Consider the following 15,993-nt stretch of genomic DNA (forward strand, 5'->3'; position numbering starts at 1 on the left):
CAAATTTATCAACCGCTATGAGAAAATGGTTTCTTCCTGCCATTATTTTTTTATCTGCCCATACCGCCTATGCCCAATTGTCGCCATTAACAGTGGACAAAATCATGCGCGATCCTAAGTGGATGGGCACTTCCCCAGACCGTGTATTCTGGGGTACAGACAATCAAACGGTCTATTTCAACTGGAATCCAGACCAAGCTATGGCCGATTCCTTGTATTTTATTCATACAAAGGATATTAATCCACATAAAACCGTTGCCGCCGACAGGGCACTCCTGAATGCACGGAAAAATGGCACCTATAATGCGGATCGCTCCCTCCTCGCCTATTCCCTCTATGGTGATATCTACCTGATGGAAACCAAAACAGGCAAGGTAATCCGTGTCACCAATACGACTGCACAGGAATATGCGCCTGTTTTCATCAACAACAGTCAGGCGGTTGCCTTCAAGCAAGGCGGTGATTTCTATGCCTGGAACCGTAATGATGGCAGTATTTCCCAACTCACCAATTTCAAATTCAGTGCCGCTCCCCCAGCCGTCAAACCAGACCTTGAAAAAGGTAATGCCCAAGAAAAATGGTTGAAAGCACAGCAACTGGAATTATTGGAAGTGATCCGCGACAAAAAAGCAAAAGCCGATGCCGCCACCGCTTTCAATAAACAATATATTCCTAAGCCACTTCGTCCCATCTATATTGAGGATAAAGAATTACAGGATGCCACGATAAGTCCGGACGGCAGATATATCACTTACCGATTATTTACCGCTCCTAAAGATGCGAAAAACACGGTAGTTCCTGATTTCGTTACCAGCACTGGTTTTACTACGGATATCCCTTCCAGAGAAAAGGTAGGTAACCCTGAAGGTAGCTTTGCTAGCTTCATTTACGACCGTGTTGCAGATACCGTATTGCCTGTCAGTATCAAAGAATTACCTGGTATTAAGGATTTACCTGATTACGTAAAAGACTATACGAAAAAAGACTCCCCTGTAGTACGGGAGGTACTTATTCTTGGTCCATACTGGTCTGAAAATAGTACACATGCCATAGTGGATATTCGCTCCCAGGATAATAAGGATCGTTGGATTGCCTTGCTGGACCCTGCCACCGGCAAACTGAAATCCATTAATCGTCAGCGGGATGAAGCCTGGATTGCAGGCCCTGGTATTGGATGGAATGCTAACCTGGGTTGGATAGATGAAAATACCTGCTGGTATCAATCTGAAGCTAGCGGTTATTCTCATTTGTACACGAGCAATGTGCTGACAGGTGCAGCAAAACAGCTCACCAGCGGCAATTATGAAGTACAGGAAGCCGATCTCTCCCATGATAAAAAGACTTTCTATATCACCACGAATGAAGTGCATCCGGGTGAGAAACAATTCTACAAGTTGAGTCTGGTTAGTGGAAAAACGGAACGAATCACCACAATGCAAGGCGCCAACGAAGTGAGTGTGAGTCCGGATGAAAAATGGATCGCCTTCCGTTATTCCTCTTCCAATCAACCTTGGGAATTATACATCCAGCCCAATACACCAGGCGCAAAAGCCCAACAGGTAACGAATCTGGCACAATCAGCCGAATTCAAAAGCTATAACTGGCGCGTACCACAGCTTATCACTTATACTACCGGCGACAATCAGCAGGTGTATGCCAGACTCTATACCCCTGATCCAGCGAAGAAAAATGGAGCAGGCGTAATTTTTGTACATGGAGCCGGATATTTGCAAAATGCCCACCGTTGGTGGAGTCAGTATTTCAGGGAATATATGTTCCATAATCTATTGACAGACCTCGGTTATACCGTGATGGACGTGGATTACCGCGGCAGCTCAGGGTATGGTAGGAACTGGAGAACAGGTATTTACCGCTTCATGGGCGGAAAAGACCTGGACGACGAGGTGGATGCGGCTAAATATATGGCAGAAAAAGCAGGTGTAGATGCCAAACGCATAGGTATTTATGGCGGTAGTTACGGCGGATTTATGACCTTGATGGCTATGTTCACCAAACCAGGTACCTTTGCCGCAGGAGCAGCGCTGAGAAGCGTAACAGACTGGGCGCACTATAACCACGGGTATACCAGCAATATCCTAAATGAACCTTTTAAGGATAGTATTGCGTATATTCGCTCCTCCCCCATCTACCACGCGGAAGGACTGCAAGGCAAACTGCTCATGTGTCATGGAATGGTAGACACGAATGTACACTTTGAGGATATTGTGCGACTATCACAACGCCTCATTGAGCTAAAGAAAGATAATTGGGAGTTGGCGGTATTCCCCGTGGAAGATCACGGATTTACTACCCCCAGCAGTTGGACAGACGAGTACAAAAGAATTTTGAAACTCTTTAACGAAACACTTCTGAAGTAACTCGTTCCTGTCCCAATAGAAAAACATTATAGGGATACGGTGAATGATGAAAAACAGTATTAACACTATGTTAATGACTGGTTGTCATCTCACCGTATCCCTTTTTTTATTTTAAATTTTTAAAAACTTTTTGAATGCACGCGTCATGTTAAACTAGCTGTCTCTCAGCAGGCAGCTCAATTGTATTTAGTTCTATCTCCCAATTCAAAACCTCAACAAAAAATATAAGAACCATATGTGTGGAATCGTAGCTTATATCGGGCAGCGTGAAGCTTACCCGATCGTCCTGAAAGGCCTTAAAAGGCTGGAATACCGCGGGTATGACAGCGCCGGAGTTGCTATCATCAATGATGGCCTCAAAATTTATAAAAAGAAGGACAAAGTGGCCGCATTGGAAGATTATGCTTCCAGTAAAGATATGCGCAGCCGCATTGCCATTGGCCACACCCGCTGGGCCACACACGGCGAACCTTGCGACCGTAACGCCCACCCTCACGTTTCCAGCGATGGTAAACTAGCGATGGTACATAACGGTATCATTGAAAACTACATACAACTGAAACAAGAGCTGGAAAGTAAAGGTCACATTTTTGAAAGTGACACGGATACAGAAGTACTCCTGCACTTCATTGAAGAAATCAAAAGGAGCAACAACTGCGCGCTGGAAGAAGCCCTGCGCATTGCCCTGAAACGCGTAGTAGGCGCCTATGTGATCGTTATCCTCGATGAAGAAAATCCGGATACGCTCATCGCTGCCAGGAAAGGTAGTCCGCTGGTAATCGGTGTAGGCAAAGATGAACATTTCCTCGCTTCCGATGCTTCTCCTATCATCGAGTATACCAAGGAAGTAGTTTACGTAAATGATTATGAAATTGCCATTATCAAACCGGATGAACTGATCCTGAAAAATATCAGCAATGAACGTCAGACGCCTTATATCCAAAAATTGGATATGGACTTGGCAGCCATTGAAAAAGGCGGTTATGATCACTTCATGCTGAAAGAAATTTTCGAACAGCCACAAACTATTTACGATAGTATGCGCGGCCGTTTGGATGCGTCAAAAGGCACGCTCACATTAGGTGGTATTCGCGAACATATGGACCTGCTGAAAAATGCCAATCGTATCATCATCGTTGCATGTGGTACTAGCTGGCATGCGGGCCTGGTGGCAGAATACATGATCGAAGAATTATGTCGTATTCCAGTAGAGGTAGAATATGCGTCTGAATTCCGTTATCGGAATCCGGTAGTAGGCAAAGGTGATGTGATTATTGCGATATCACAGTCTGGGGAGACAGCCGACACACTGGTGGCCATAGACAGCGCCAGGGCAAAAGGGGCGATCATCCTGGGCGTATGTAATGTGGTAGGCTCCTCTATTGCACGTATCTCCGACGCCGGCGCTTATACACACGCAGGTCCGGAAATCGGCGTAGCCAGCACCAAAGCATTCACGGCACAGTTGACCGTACTCGCACTCATTGCACTGAAAGTAGCCATGGAAAAAGGTACCATTACTACGCAAAGATTCCAGCATCTCCTGGATGAAATGAACCAGGTACCAGATAAAGTAGCCGTTGCGCTGGAACTGAATGCACAAGTGCATAAAGTGGCAGAGAAATATAAAAATGCGCGCGACTTCCTCTACCTCGGCCGTGGATACAATTTCCCTGTTGCCCTGGAAGGCGCACTCAAACTCAAAGAAATTTCATACATACATGCAGAAGGATATCCTGCTGCAGAGATGAAGCATGGTCCTATCGCACTGGTAGATGAAAATTTACCAGTAGTGATTGTTGCAACAAAAGATAGCTATTACGAAAAAATTGTTTCCAATATTCAGGAGATAAAAGCCCGCAAAGGCAAAGTGATAGCCATTGTAACAGAAGGCGACGATACTATTCCGTCTATGGTGGATGATGTGATTGTAGTTCCATCCGCAGATGAGTTGGTGGCGCCAATCATTAGTGTTATACCTTTGCAGTTACTGGCTTATCATATCGGCGTATCAAAAGGATATGACGTGGATAAACCCAGAAACCTCGCAAAGAGTGTAACTGTTGAATAGACTTAAGTTTGTATCCATGAACAACATCCGAAAAATGCCCCTGGAACAACTGGGGTATAATTTTATTGAAGACGAAATTCCAAAAGGGAAAGACGAATACTACCTGCGCAATGAACAATGGCAACGTCAGGATCAGTATCGCCAGTTGACAGCCTACGAGGTGGAAGCACTGGTGCGTAATGACAATACTTCCGATAACTGGAATAATATCTTCGTATCCAATGAATTCAATCCGAAACTGGTACAACACTGCCATTTCTTCGGAATGGTACGCATCGGTAAATTAGAGCCCTATTACCTCGAATATCGTAACCTGAAACTGCCGGTGGGACTGTATAACAGTACGATCTGCGCTTGCGATTTCGGGGATAATGTGGTGGTCCATAATGTCAATTATCTCTCTCACTACATCCTGGGTAATGAAGTCATCATTGCCAATGTAAATGAGATGGTGACCTCCGATGTAGCCAAATTCGGGAATGGTGTGGTGAAAAGCGGAGAGCAGGAAAATCTCCGTATAGAACTGGAACTCTGTAATGAAAACGGTGGCCGTGCAGTACTGCCCTTCGATGGGATGTTGCCGGGAGACGCTTATCTGTGGACCCGCTACCGGGATGATGAGCAATTACAACAACAGTTCCGCAACTTTACCGAAAAGCAATTTGATAAAAGACGTGGCTATTATGGCATGGTAGGCGATCGCAGCGTTATTAAGAACTGTCGCATGATCAAAGACGTTACCATTGGTACGGATGCCTACCTAAAAGGAGCTAACAAACTAAAAAACCTAACCATCAACAGTAGCGCGGAAGCCCGCTCCCAGATTGGAGAAGGCTGCGAAATGGTGAATGGTATTGTTGGTTATGGCTGTCGTGCCTTCTATGGTGTAAAGGCAGTGCGTTTTGTAATGGCGTCTCACAGTCAACTGAAATATGGCGCACGTCTGATCAACTCTTATCTCGGTAATAATTCTACTATTTCCTGCTGTGAAGTATTGAATTCTCTCATATTTCCAGCACATGAGCAACACCATAACAACTCCTTCCTTTGTGCCTCCCTCGTGATGGGACAAAGTAATATGGCGGCAGGAGCAACGGTTGGTTCCAACCACAACTCCCGTGGCGCCGATGGTGAAATCATTGCCGGCAGAGGGTTCTGGCCTGGTCTATGTGTTAGTCTGAAGCATAATTCTCGCTTCGCCAACTTCACACTGCTGTCTAAAGGGAATTATATGTCGGAGTTACACATCCCGATTCCATTCTCCCTCGTCAGCAATGACGAGCATGACAATACCCTTCGGGTAATGCCAGCCTATTGGTTCATGTATAACATGTACGCCATCGCTAGGAATTCCTGGAAATATGTGGACAGAGACAGGCGTACAGATAAAGTACAATTGATAGAATACGATTTCCTGGCGCCAGACTCCGTGGAAGAAATGTTCCACGCGATGGCGATCATGGAAATTGCTACTGCCAAAGCCTGGTTAGCACTGCCGGAAAACAAACCTAAAAAGGACCTAACGGAAAAGGACCTACGAAAAAAAGGGAAGGAACTGCTCCTGGAAAAACCAGAAGACGTAAGCAGGTTGACTATCTACGCAGAAAACTTCGAGAATAGCAGCCGTCGTACGCAACTCCTGAAGGTACATAAAGCCTATCCTATTTTCAGGGACCTGATTGTATACTATGGTATCAAAAATATCATAAGCGCTGGCAAGCCTTCTTTCCTGGCTTTACAAGCAGCCATAAAGAACGCCAAACGTACGCCATGGCTGAATATCGGCGGTCAGTTGATGAAAGCAGAAACAGTAGAGGCACTGAAACAAAGGATACGCAAAAACCGTATTTCTGGATGGCCTCAACTGCATGAAGCTTACAGCGATATCAGCAAGGAATACTTAGGCGACAAACTACAACACGCCGTAGCCAGTATGTTGGAAATTAAGGAAGTGCCATTGAAGAATTTCAGTACCGAACATCTCTCACAATGGCTGGTAGACAGCGTGCAAACCCTGGAATGGATGGCGGAAGGCATCTATAAATCCAGAGAAAAAGATTATATCAATCCATTCCGTAAAATGGCTTACAGCAACGAGCAAGAAATGAACATCGTTGTAGGAAGCCTGGAACATAACAGCTTTATCAATGAAACCATGAATGAGCTGGGCGAGTACAAAGAAAAAGTACGCCGCATGATCAATGAATGGGAATTGTAATCAAATTCGTTTTACCTGTATTAATTGAAAGAGGGTGTATCAAAAACAACAAAATTGACGTCTGCGACGTCAATTTTGTTGTTTTATTTTTTTCTGTTGTCCCTGCCCGATGGGCAGGGACAATAGATAGTAGCGTTTTGCACCCTCTTTGTTGTTGGGTTGCCTTGTAAAAGCAAGTATATTTGAGTTATGGCAACGAAAGAAAAAGCAAGATGCAACTGGTGCACGAAAGATCAGTTGTACATCGACTACCACGATAACGAATGGGGTACCCCTCAGCACAACGATACACATCTCTTTGAAATGCTGAACCTGGAAGGCGCACAGGCAGGTTTAAGTTGGTATACTGTGCTCGTAAAACGTGAAAATTATCGCAAAGCATTTGATAATTGGGATGCCAAAAAAATCGCGCAATACGACGATAAAAAGGTAGAAGCCTTGATGGGTAACGCAGGTATCATTCGCAACAGGTTGAAGATAAATGCCACTATTTCCAATGCCAAAGCTTTCCTGGCAGTGCAGAAAGAATTTGGCAGTTTCGATAAATATATCTGGTCATTTGTAAATCATCAGCCCATCAAAAATAAGTTCAAAGACATGAAGCAGGTACCTGCAAAAACAGCTATCTCCGACGCCATGAGTAAGGATTTGCTGAAGCGTGGATTTAAGTTTGTTGGCAGCACTATCTGTTATGCTTATATGCAAGCAGTGGGCATGGTAAATGACCATTTTGGCGATTGCTGGAAGGCAAAGGCTTAGTTAATCCGTACTTCACTTAACGCGGAGCGCTGAATTAATGTGTAATCCGTGAGGGTATTCAAGAAAAAGTAGAGTTGTCGTTTTTCTGCATCTGTAAGCGGGATACCGTTTTTCACCAGTGGATCAGTAGCCGAAGTGACTTCCACCCCATGATCATAGAAATCAAATACTTGGTATATATCGAAGAAGCGGCCGTCATGCATATACGGAGCGCTTTTGATAATATTGCGCAGTGAAGGCACTTTGAACTTCAGGTAATCAGCGGTATTTCCTGTGATTTTCATTCTGCCTACATCGTTGAGTTGTTTCAGGTAAGGTAAGCCATTGCTGCGATAAGAGAGGTCCGTAAACAGCGGTTCTTTATGACAGGCGGCGCATTTCTGTTGATAGATATGATAGCCCGCTTGTTCTTCTGCCGTAAAGGAGGCCCCGCCCACATGATTGATCACCGAGTCATATTTACTATTACCGGAAACCATTGTTACTACAAACTGGGTAATAGCCCGAAACATGCGCTGGCTGGTAATTTCCTCTGTACCATAGGCATCCCGGAACATTTTTCTGTATTGCGGGTCTGATTGCATTTTACTGAGCAGCACTTTCAGATCTACGCCCATTTCATTAGGGTCTGTCAATGGTGTAAGTGGCTGTATCTCCAGGTTATTCACACCGCCATCCCACATGAATTCTTTTTGAAACAACATGTTAAAGATAACGGGCACTGAACGATTGCCTTGGCGGCCGCCAACACCGTGACCAAGCGCATGATCGAAGTGGCCGAATGCCGCAAATTGCTGGTGACAGAAGCCACAGGAAACGGTACTATCTTTCGACAATCGATAGTCATAGAACATAAACCTGCCAAGGGCAATGCCTTCTTTTGTCAGTGGATTTTGTGAAAGGTCATATACAGGCGCAGGGAATCCTGGCGGGAGTTGCAGGGTATAGGGTTCGGGAGACACGAAGCCGTCTGGGCCGCCGGAGCCACCTTTCTTACAGGCGTCAGCGATCGCCACCACGAGGCATATCACGCCTACGATAAATAATACTTTACGATTCATAGGGCATTTTTGCAGCTTAGTTTGCTATAGACATAACAGAGAACATCTGTTGGTAGTTTTCTGCAATAGCCATCGCATTTACGCCAGCAGCCATGATGATACTGCTTTGCGCGATACTAACGGTATTGGGTGTATGAAACCATTTGTCTGCATCTGCTTTTATATTGATTTTGGCTTGATGATTAGCACCTGCGGTTAATGTAGACGGTAAGGTAATGGAAATTGTTTTCAAGGCATTATAAGGCTGTTTAAAGCCGCCTATATGAAACAGGAATACATTCAGTGCAGTAGTTGCCTGGGGAGAATGTCCTTCCATTTTGGCCATAATATAACCGCTGTTCCAGGTCCAGAACATCCCGTTTTCCGGCGCAAGTGCGCCTGCCTGTACCCCGCTGACATTGCGGATACTATCTACTCCGATCGTCCATTTAATGGCCGTATACTGCCCTACAGGAACACTGTCCAGCGTTATTTTCTTGGTGGAATCGGTGGCTTGATCCACGAGGAAATATCGTTGGGGCAAGGTGATCGTTTTACCGTTGATATCTGTCAACTGGAAATTGCTGACGTAATAGAGAAATTTGGAAACGGTATACTGTTCGCCGGCGGTATTCATATAGGCGCCTGCGTTAAGCTGGAGGGGAACATTGCCTACATAATTGTTAAACTGAATATGAACGGCGGTAATAGGGGCATTGGCTTGTGGCTGCAGTGATTTAGAGCAAGCGGCCATTACAAGCAGGGTTCCGGATAGGAGGATAGTCAGCCAGGCATAAAAAATCCGCAAAATCATGATATCCTGTTTATGTCAGGAAGGTACGATGATTTTGCGGATTTGACTACTCACCAGTAGCCTAGTGATATTATTTTCTGCGATAACCCAATGCGCCGTAGTAGAACACTACTACAAAACATACTAACGGGATACCATAGGAGAAAGCTAGTGATTGCGCTTCTGTAACAACTCCCATCAGGTAAGGTACCGCAGCACCGCCCACAATGGACATTACGATGAAGGAAGCACCTTTTTTGGTATTTCTTCCCAGATCTTTCACACCCAGTGCGAAGATGGTAGGGAACATAATAGACATAAAGAAGAACATAGCGATCAGCGCATATACAGATGCTGCGCCGCTACCACTCATCACTACCGCGCATAACGCCACATTGATGATGGCGAAGAGGGCCAGCATTTTATTAGGCGCTATTTTACGCATGATAGCTGTACCTACAAAGCGACCTGCCAGGAACAGCACCATACCTACCGACAGCAGATACGCCGCTTTTTCGTTGGAAGCGCCTTGCCAGTAAGTGGTTACATAGTTGATGAATAAAGCGCCTACGCCCACCTGAGCAGCCACATAAAAGAACTGCGCTACTACGCCCAGTACAAAATGTCTGTGTGCAAACAGCGGACGTTCATCTGCTACTACTTGCGGCCCTTCGGCTACATCTTCTTTAATTTCAGGGAGTTGTGTTTTGTAGAAGAATCCTGCGATCAACAGTACCACCACCCCAATAACAATGTAGGTCAGTTTTACAGTTGACAGGTCGTCTTTACCGCTACCGAAAAACAATGCACCGCCAATGATGGGGCCCAGGAAGGAGCCTAAGCCATTAAAACACTGGGAAAGGTTCAGACGCTGTTCAGAGGTAGCAGGCGAACCCAATACCGTTACATAAGGGTTTGCAGCCGTTTCCAGGCATGCCAGTCCGCAAGCCAGGATAAACAATGCCATCAGGAAAAAGTCAAAACTCAGTGCATTAGCAGCCGGGAAGAACAGGAAAGCACCTGCAGCATACAGCAGGAGTCCCATGATAATACCTTTTTTGTACCCGAATTTATTCATGAAGGCGCCAGCAGGCAATGCCATCAGGAAGTATGCGCCAAAATAAGCGCCTTGTAACAGGGTAGATCTGCGTGGCGTAATACTTAAAACTTCCTGGAAATGTTTATTCAACACGTCCAGCAGGCCATATGCAAGGCCCCATAAAAAGAAAAGACTTGTTACCAGGATAAACGGAAACAGGTAACTAGGTTGTTTCCCTCCTACTGGAGCTTTGCTGGTATAGGTGGAATTACTAACTGCGCCTCCGGCCATAATGAGATGTTGTGTTCAAGTGAATATAAAGTGTGTATCAGTTGGCTCTGCCTAGCTAATGGAACGATCGAGGTGTGTATAACCTCCGTCTACGTATAGAATTTGTCCGGTTGTATGCCCAGATCTTCCGGAAAGCAGGAACACAGTGGTGTTGGCAATTTCTTCGGAAGTGGTCATTCTTTTTTCGAAAGGAATTTTTGCGGTGATGGACGCTAGTTTCTCCTGCGGATTAGGCAGTGAATTGATCCAGGTTTCATACAGCGGTGTCCATACTTCTGCAGGAATAACTGTATTGACACGGATGGAATAAGGTAACAGTTCTACCGCCCATTCGCGGGTGAGGGCATTGATAGCGCCTTTGGAGGCTGCATAACCAGAAGTATTTCCCTGTCCGGTACTCGCTACTTTAGAACCGATGTTAACGATATTACCTTTTGTGGTTTTCAGGTACGGCAGTGCATAGTGTGCCAGGTTATAGTAGTGGGACAGGTTGTTCTGCAGGGATTTCATAAATCCTTCAGGACTGCCATTTTCCAGGCCTACGCCATCGTTAGCGCCAGCATTGTTCACCAGACCATCTATCTTACCATATTTCTCAACGGTAGCATCAATTACTTTTTTACAGTCGTCCACTTTGCCCAGTTCACTGGAGATGGCGAAGGCTTTACCACCTGCAGCAATAATAGCGTTGGCGGTTTTCTCATTATCTGCCGCATTGCGACCTGCGATAACTGCCACACCACCTTCTTCTGCAATCAGACGGGAGATCGCTTCTCCAATACCTTTGGCGCCACCGGTAACAATAATCACTTTATCCTGTAATCCTAAATCCATGTCATCAAAATATTATAAATGATAGAATGCGATGGCATTGCCACCCATTATTTGCTGCTGTTCTGTTATGCTCAACTGGCTGATAAAATCAGTAATGATACCTTTCACTTCTCCATATTCGGCAGCGAGCAGGCATACTGGCCAATCGGACCCGTATACTAGTCTGTCCGCCCCAAAGGCCTCCAGGGCAATATCTAGGAAGGGAGCAAAGTGTCTGGCCTCCCAATGTTGCCAATCCGCCTCTGTTACCAGTCCGCTTACTTTGCAGTAAACATTAGGCGACTCAGCAATCCGCTTCATGGAGGCAGCCCATTCGGCTAGCTCTCCTGATTTGAAATCGGGTTTGGCCAGGTGGTCGATAATCAATCGTTGTTCCGGGAAACGCTTTACGAACTGTTCTACGGCGGGTAACTGTTTCGGATATACGAGAATATCGTAGGTAAAATCATATTGTGCAAGGGCCAGTATCCCATGGCAAAAATCTTCCCTCAGCAGGAACATGGGATCTGGTTCCCCCTGTACAATATGACGAAATCCTTTCATGCGCGGAAAGCTGGCATAGTGTGCCAGTTGCGCGTGTATATCAGGAGAGCGGAGGTCTGTCCATCCTACTACCCCTTTGATAAAATCATGTTTTGCGGCCAGGTCCAGCAGGAATGCTGATTCCTTCTCAGACTGGTCTGCCTGAACGGCAACGCAACCATCAATGCCATGTGCTTTGAACACGGGTGCCAGGTGTTCCGGGAAGAAATCATTCCGGATCACTTCCATGGTATCATCTATCCATGCATCACGGATGGGATCATACTTCCAGAAATGTTGGTGCGCATCAATAATCATAACGGCTGTTTACAGATACGCCACGGCACAAAGTTTGGGCCGTGGCGTAAATAAGTCTATAAAGAAAAAATCCTGTCCATCATTACCCACTTCTCCCCTTCTTTCGCCACAGGGATCGCTTGTTGATATTTCCACATCAACTGTTCCCATTCCTGTACTTTGGGATTAGTGGCATCCATAGCTCCTTTGCGCTCAAAGGAGAAGGACGCATCTGTTTCCATTATCATAAACAGGCGGTTGCCAGCGCGATATATTTCCATCGCGGTGATACCGCTGTCCGTGATACTTTTCTTGATTTCTGGCCATACATCGCGATGATAGGCTTCGTACTCGCCGATCAGTTGCGGGTCGTTGACCAGATCCAATGCCAGGCAATATCTGTTTGTCATATTATTTGTAAGCTACGGCTGTTTGTTTGGAAGTACCCAGGCCATCAATACCCAGTTCAATTACATCTCCTGGTTTGATATACACCTGTGGGTTCATACCCAGACCAACACCTGCAGGTGTACCAGTGGAGATAACATCGCCTGGGAGCAGTGTCATAAACTGGCTCAGGTAGTGCACTAGGAAAGGTACTTTAAAGATGAAGTTAGAAGTGTTACCATCCTGCATCTTTTGACCGTTCACGGTGAGCCAGAGGCGCATGTTGTCTACATCTGCGATTTCATCTTTAGTAGCCATCCATGGGCCTAAAGGAGCGAAAGTATCAGCACTTTTACCTTTCACCCACTGACCGCCTCTTTCCAGTTGGAAAGCACGCTCGCTATAGTCGTTGTGCAGGCAGTAACCGGCCACGTAATCCATAGCATCTTTCTCGTCTACATAGCTGGCTTTCTTCCCGATAACTACTGCCAGTTCCACTTCCCAGTCAGTTTTTTCAGAGTTACGAGGAATGACCAGGTTATCGTTAGGACCTACCAGGGAGGAAGTACTTTTGAAAAATACGATTGGTTCAGCAGGGATCTGTGCATTTGTTTCTCTAGCGTGATCAGCATAGTTCAGGCCGATGCACACAATTTTGGAAGGACGTTGCACAGCAGCGCCCAGACGAGTACCAGCAGGTACTTGTGGGCAGTTGTTGGCATTGGCAGACCACCAGGCCTCCAGACGGGTCAGCCCATCTGTTTCAAAAAATTTCTCGCCGTAATCCTCGCCAAATGCGCTGACATCAAACATTCCAGCGTCAGTAACAACACCTGGTTTCTCTGCACCTGGTAAACCAAACCTGATAAGTTTCATTACAATATTTTTATTTGTTTGCTATTATTTTACTTCTTTAATATGCTGCACCTGGAGGTGTCCGTCCTCTACTTTCAGTTCCATTACAGCATCCAGTTTTCCGTCTTTTTCCATAGAGAAATAAACTAGTTCTGGTTTGGCGGTAGTTTGAATAGTAGGTTTATAACCTTTAGGTACCGGCATGGTCATTGTTTTATTCACCCCTGCAAATTCAACGTAGAGGACTACCTCGTCCGGATTGTCTGTAGGTTTGATGTTGACAATGAAGTCTTCTATGATATTGCCGGATTTGATATTCTTTCTGTACGCATTGGTGGAAGATCCGGCAGCAGCCACTTTTCCAAGTCCTTGTACATTTTCCATATACAGCCATACTGGTTTTGGCGGAACGGTAGCCCAGAAAATTTTCAGGCCGCCACTGCTGCTGTCAACGCTGGCATGGTAGTATCTTGGTGTACGGTTAGGCTTTACTACGCCGATGTAAGCACTATTCGGCTTATCCCAGGCGATGCGGATCACATCATTTTCGGCTCCTTCCTGGAGTACAGGTTGCTCGAATGATTTTTCCTTTTCCTGGCCGTTGATAGCGAATTTAATGACTACTTCGGCGGTATCTTTATTCCTGTTCTTAATGGTTACGTCCACTTTTCCTGCTGCTGTAGCAGGTGTCATAGGAACGGAATCAGATTGCTGGCTGGCGCCATTTGCCGATTTCTGTTGATTGTTGCAAGCGGCAAACCCTAAAGCGGCCATCGCCAGGTAAACGGGAACGTGTTTCATGGAAGTTTCAAAATTTGTGATGAATAAGTTTAAATATAGGCATTCGGCCTAAAGTTACGTCCATCACATTTAACTTTCTAGTTATTCAGTCTGATAAATCCACCGTCAATTGGGTAATCGCAGCCTGTGATAAAGCCAGCCTCATCCGAGCAAAGGTAGAGGGCCAAGTTACCTACTTCCGCAGGTTTAGCCATACGACCTATAGGCTGGGTTTTGCTGAGTTTATCGAACATTTCCGCTTCTTTACCAGGGTAGTTTTTAGCGATAAAGCCATCTACAAACGGCGTATGTACCCTTGCAGGAGAAACACAGTTGCAGCGGATATTATGGCCCAGGTAATCTTTCGCAACGGAGAGGGTCATGGTAAGTACCGCACCTTTACTCATAGAATAAGCAAACCTGTCTGGTATACCTACACTAGAAGCGATAGAAGCAATATTCAGGATTACGCCGCCACCTTGTTTTTTCATTTGCTCAATTACTGCGTACATACAGTTGTAGGTACCTTTCACATTCACTTGGTAAACTCTGTCGAAATCCTGTTCAGCAGTGCCTTCCAGCTTGCCTACGTGGGCAATGCCTGCACAGTTTACCAGGATATCCAGCTTACCAGCAGATTGGATAATATTATTCATCACGGCAATCACTGCGGCTTGGTCGGCCACGTTGCAGGCATGTACCTGTGCCTTTCCACCATCGGCAATAATTTCGGCGGCAGTTCCTTTGCCACCATCTTCATTCAATTCCAGGATATGCACTGCTGCACCCTGTGCGCCAAAACTCTTCGCAATTGCCTGTCCTATGCCGCTACCACCACCGGTGATAACTGCCACTTTATTATCTAATCTGAACAGCTCCATTTTTATAAAAATTTAAGGGTTCTAAAATACCTATTATAGCAAGTGTTTAGCAATTGTATTTTCGCTGTATTTTATACTTTCTTGCCTAATTTTCACAATATTCCGTAATTTTTGAGGTATTTATGTGAATTTATGACCGATATGAGATTGAAATCCTGGATTTTACTGTGTACTGGAATTGGCCTCTTTAGGATGGCGTCTGCCCAACAAATCCCTCTAAACAAGTATGGATTGGCCGTTTTACAGGACAAGCAGCAATATGAACAACTGATAAAGAAAGACAGTAGTCAACAGTTGGTAGATCTGGAGAAATTTATACCGGGTATAAGGAAAGACGTCCGGTACGCGACTACCAACAACTTTACTCATCAGCGACTATATACTTCCACCGGCATTTATTTACGCCGACCGGCGGCTATTGCGCTGAAGAAAGTGCAGGAGATACTGCACAAGAAAGGTTTCGGCTTATTAATTTATGATGCTTATAGACCTTATCGTTGTACGGAGTTGATGTTTAAGATAGTTCCGAACGATCTGTATGCTGCAGATCCTCGCAAAGGATCGGGACATAACCGCGGTGTAGCGGTAGATTTGAGTATGGTGGATTTGAAGACAGGCAAACCTGTGCCAATGCCTACTGATTTTGACGACTTCACACACAAGGCACATGAAAATTATAAACCCGCAGACCCAGTGGTGGCGGCCAATCGGCAGTTATTGCGGGAGACTATGATACGCTGTGGGTTTAAAGGGTCTAGTACGGAATGGTGGCATTACTATCTCCCGAATTATAAAAAATATCCGTTGATGGATATTGTGTTTTAAAAAACCCAAAAAGGGCTGTATCA

General features: G+C 45.4%; 14 protein-coding genes. 5 read left to right on the top strand and 9 right to left on the bottom strand.

Going from position 1 to position 15,993, the window contains the following annotated elements; all coding sequences use genetic code 11:
* Positions 1 to 17: 17 nt before the first annotated feature.
* The 4 genes from JO154_RS22270 (at position 18) to JO154_RS22285 (ending at position 7,426) form a co-directional block, all read left to right on the top strand.
* Positions 18 to 2,378: a prolyl oligopeptidase family serine peptidase gene (locus JO154_RS22270; RefSeq protein WP_291949864.1), complete on the top strand. Its 2,361-nt coding sequence runs from the start codon at positions 18 to 20 to the stop codon at positions 2,376 to 2,378.
* A 235-nt stretch (positions 2,379 to 2,613) separates the two neighbouring features.
* Entirely contained in the window at positions 2,614 to 4,449 is a 1,836-nt protein-coding gene (gene glmS, locus JO154_RS22275; protein WP_291949867.1) for a glutamine--fructose-6-phosphate transaminase (isomerizing), read from the top strand.
* Between the two features lie 16 nt (positions 4,450 to 4,465).
* The gene (locus tag JO154_RS22280; protein WP_291949871.1) at positions 4,466 to 6,667 is read left to right on the top strand and encodes a DUF4954 family protein; all 2,202 of its coding nucleotides are present in this window, start codon (positions 4,466 to 4,468) and stop codon (positions 6,665 to 6,667) included.
* A 189-nt stretch (positions 6,668 to 6,856) separates the two neighbouring features.
* Positions 6,857 to 7,426, top strand: coding sequence for a DNA-3-methyladenine glycosylase I (locus tag JO154_RS22285; RefSeq protein WP_291949874.1), 570 nt, complete (start codon positions 6,857 to 6,859; stop codon positions 7,424 to 7,426).
* Here JO154_RS22285 and JO154_RS22290 read toward each other — a convergent pair.
* From JO154_RS22290 to JO154_RS22330, 9 genes are all read right to left on the bottom strand, one after another.
* Positions 7,423 to 8,487, bottom strand: a complete 1,065-nt coding sequence (locus tag JO154_RS22290; RefSeq protein ID WP_291949876.1) for a cytochrome c peroxidase — start codon at positions 8,485 to 8,487, stop codon at positions 7,423 to 7,425. The genes JO154_RS22285 and JO154_RS22290 overlap by 4 nt on opposite strands.
* Before the next feature lie 16 nt (positions 8,488 to 8,503).
* Positions 8,504 to 9,280, bottom strand: coding sequence for an MbnP family protein (locus tag JO154_RS22295; RefSeq protein ID WP_291949879.1), 777 nt, complete (start codon positions 9,278 to 9,280; stop codon positions 8,504 to 8,506).
* 70 nt (positions 9,281 to 9,350) lie between these two features.
* On the bottom strand, positions 9,351 to 10,589 hold the full coding sequence (locus JO154_RS22300) for a sugar MFS transporter (RefSeq protein ID WP_291949882.1): 1,239 nt from the start codon (positions 10,587 to 10,589) through the stop codon (positions 9,351 to 9,353).
* A gap of 51 nt (positions 10,590 to 10,640) precedes the next feature.
* Positions 10,641 to 11,423 carry an SDR family oxidoreductase gene (locus tag JO154_RS22305; RefSeq protein ID WP_291949885.1) on the bottom strand — a complete coding sequence of 261 codons (783 nt, stop codon included), beginning with the start codon at positions 11,421 to 11,423 and terminating at the stop codon, positions 10,641 to 10,643.
* Between the two features lie 12 nt (positions 11,424 to 11,435).
* Positions 11,436 to 12,263, bottom strand: coding sequence for an amidohydrolase family protein (locus JO154_RS22310; protein ID WP_291949888.1), 828 nt, complete (start codon positions 12,261 to 12,263; stop codon positions 11,436 to 11,438).
* A 56-nt stretch (positions 12,264 to 12,319) separates the two neighbouring features.
* Positions 12,320 to 12,652 carry an L-rhamnose mutarotase gene (locus JO154_RS22315; protein ID WP_291949891.1) on the bottom strand — a complete coding sequence of 111 codons (333 nt, stop codon included), beginning with the start codon at positions 12,650 to 12,652 and terminating at the stop codon, positions 12,320 to 12,322.
* Between the two features lies 1 nt (position 12,653).
* Positions 12,654 to 13,505 carry a fumarylacetoacetate hydrolase family protein gene (locus JO154_RS22320; protein ID WP_291949894.1) on the bottom strand — a complete coding sequence of 284 codons (852 nt, stop codon included), beginning with the start codon at positions 13,503 to 13,505 and terminating at the stop codon, positions 12,654 to 12,656.
* A gap of 24 nt (positions 13,506 to 13,529) precedes the next feature.
* On the bottom strand, positions 13,530 to 14,285 hold the full coding sequence (locus tag JO154_RS22325) for a hypothetical protein (protein WP_291949897.1): 756 nt from the start codon (positions 14,283 to 14,285) through the stop codon (positions 13,530 to 13,532).
* 77 nt (positions 14,286 to 14,362) lie between these two features.
* Complete coding sequence (locus tag JO154_RS22330) at positions 14,363 to 15,145, bottom strand: SDR family NAD(P)-dependent oxidoreductase (RefSeq protein WP_291949899.1); 783 nt, start codon at positions 15,143 to 15,145, stop codon at positions 14,363 to 14,365.
* 141 nt (positions 15,146 to 15,286) lie between these two features.
* Here JO154_RS22330 and JO154_RS22335 point away from each other — a divergent pair, with 141 nt between their 5' ends.
* Positions 15,287 to 15,970 carry a M15 family metallopeptidase gene (locus JO154_RS22335; RefSeq protein ID WP_291949902.1) on the top strand — a complete coding sequence of 228 codons (684 nt, stop codon included), beginning with the start codon at positions 15,287 to 15,289 and terminating at the stop codon, positions 15,968 to 15,970.
* Positions 15,971 to 15,993: the final 23 nt, after the last annotated feature.

Origin of the sequence: Chitinophaga sp. (assembly GCF_019236475.1) — a bacterium.
Lineage (GTDB): Bacteria > Bacteroidota > Bacteroidia > Chitinophagales > Chitinophagaceae > Chitinophaga.